General features: G+C 66.9%; 1 protein-coding gene. It reads left to right on the top strand.

Features of this window, described 5'->3' with window-relative positions:
- The first annotated feature begins 235 nt into the window (after positions 1 to 235).
- A complete protein-coding gene (locus tag LY41_RS00225) occupies positions 236 to 1,399 on the top strand; it encodes an IS30 family transposase (protein WP_253861633.1) in 1,164 nt (387 codons plus the stop codon).
- Positions 1,400 to 1,434: the final 35 nt, after the last annotated feature.

The raw sequence follows: 1,434 nt of genomic DNA, 5'->3' as shown, positions 1-1,434 counted from the left end.
CTAGCGGTGGTTGCAACACCCTGAGTTGTGGGAGGTTGTGGCGATCGTGTCGGTTGTGGGTCGGCGTGAGAGGTTTGTGGCTCTGCTTGACGTGGTCAAGTGTGTGGGTTTGGCGGCGTGTGCGGTGGGTATCGATCGCGTGACGGCGCAGGGGTGGGCTCGTGCGGCGGGGTTCTGGTCGAAGCGGGCTGCCGATCCTCGCAAGGCCGAGTTCTTGGCGTTGCGGGATGAGGGTGTGACCAGGAAAGTCGCGGCCGAACGTGTGGGAGTGCACGTGCGGACGGCCCGGGACTGGGATCGGGGAATCCGACGGGTCAAGCGTGGTCGGTTGTATCCCGACGGGACGCTCGTGGACTACATCACCGAGGCGACGACGATGGGGTCCATGACGTGTCCCTCGCCCGTCGTTGCCGATCAGGTCGGTTCTCGGTTGTTGTCATTGCAGGAGCGGGAGACGATCGCTGATCTGAGGCGGCTGGGATGGTCGTTGCGCGCGATCGGCCGGCAGCTGGGGCGATCGCCCTCGACGATCACGCGTGAGCTCGAGGCGCGCTCGACCGGCGGGCTCTACCTGCCCCATGGTGCGCATCGTGACGCGGCCGTGAAGCGGACGCGGCCGAAGTCGGCGAAGCTTGCCCAGCCGGGACGGTTACGCGATTACGTCGCGGACCGGCTGGCGCAACAATGGTCTCCGGAGCAGATCAGCGGCGTCCTGTCGCGTGATTACGCCGATGACGAGGGCATGCAGGTGAGCACGGAAACGATCTATCAAGCGATCTACGTCCAGGCCCGGGGAGGGCTGAAACGGGAGGTCGCCGAGGCGCTGCGCTCGGGCCGGGCCCGTCGCACGCCGCGTCGTTCACCCGAGCAGCGCACCAGCCGGTTCGCCGATCCGATGGTGATGATCAGTGACCGGCCGCCCGAGGTCGCCGACCGCGCCGTCCCCGGCCACTGGGAAGGTGATCTGATCCTCGGGGCGGGCAACCAGACGGCGATCGTGACCCTCGTGGAGCGATCCACGCGCTATGTGATGCTCGGGTATCTGCCCGGCGAGCACACCGCCGACGCGGTCCGCGATGTCCTCGTCGACGTGATCGGCACACTTCCGGCTCACCTACGCGGGTCGCTGACCTGGGACCAAGGGGCGGAGATGGCCGCGCACCAGGCGTTCCGGGTCGCCACCGGCGTCCCGGTCTACTTCTGCCATCCCGCCTCCCCCTGGCAGCGCGGCTCGAACGAGAACACCAACCGGCTGCTGCGCCAGTACTTCCCCAAGGGCACCGACCTGTCCGTCCACGGCCCCGAAGACCTCGAACTCGTCGCACAAAAACTCAACAGCCGCCCACGCAAAACGCTCGGCTGGGACACCCCAGCCGAGCGTCTGCTAAAACTCGTCTAAATCACCCGGTGTTGCAACCACCCCTAGAACCCGCC

The organism is Prauserella halophila (assembly GCF_024171895.1).
GTDB lineage: Bacteria > Actinomycetota > Actinomycetes > Mycobacteriales > Pseudonocardiaceae > Prauserella > Prauserella halophila.
This window is presented reverse-complemented; position numbering and strand designations above follow the sequence as displayed.